The organism is Novosphingobium sp. UBA1939, assembly GCF_002336885.1.
Classification (GTDB): Bacteria; Pseudomonadota; Alphaproteobacteria; order Sphingomonadales; family Sphingomonadaceae; genus Novosphingobium.
On sequence record NZ_DDFB01000056.1, the window covers coordinates 5,838 to 6,473 of the forward strand.

The following is a 636-nucleotide window of genomic DNA, read 5'->3' on the forward strand; positions in this document are numbered from 1 at the left end:
GCCATCAATCCGAAGATCAGGAACTTGCGGGCCGTGGGCATGGCCGTCGGATCGTCCGACCAGTCCGTGCCGAAGCGCGCGAAAGACCATCTGGGCATGGTGGCAATTTTCCCTCTGGACGAATGATGAACAACATATATATTACGATCATCATATCAGCAAGAGTGCATTTCCATGCTTCAGCGCACATCGGAATCCCAGGTTGATGACGCGGTGGTGCCGGCACCCCGGCGCAGGGCGCCGCGCGCGGTGATCGCGGCAGGGGCGGCGCTTGTCGCAGCGGGGCTGGGCGCGGCCTGGATCCTGTCCGAGCCGGCCAGCCAGTCCACCGACGATGCCTATGTCGGCGCCGATGCGACCAGCGTGGCGCCCCGCATCAAGGGCTTCGTCAGCGCGGTGCTGGTCGAGGAGAACCAGGCAGTCCGCGCGGGCGCGCCGCTGCTGCGCATCGATCCCGAGGAATATGGCGCGCGCCGTGCGACGGCCGAAGCCGATCTTGCCGATGCGCGGGCGGCCGTGGCGGCGGCAAAGGCCGCGCTGGTCCGGCAGGGCAGCGAAGAGGCTCTCGCCCGTGCGCAGGCGGGTGCCGCGGCGACGACGATCCGCGCGGCGCAGGCCAATGCTGGCCACGCCTCG

Annotated in this window: 1 protein-coding gene; it reads left to right on the plus strand. The window is 68.4% G+C overall.

Annotation, left to right across the window (positions count from 1 at the left end):
• Positions 1–174: 174 nt before the first annotated feature.
• The coding region (locus B3547_RS08465; protein ID WP_292962066.1) for a biotin/lipoyl-binding protein at positions 175–636 on the plus strand (462 nt) is incomplete at its 3' end.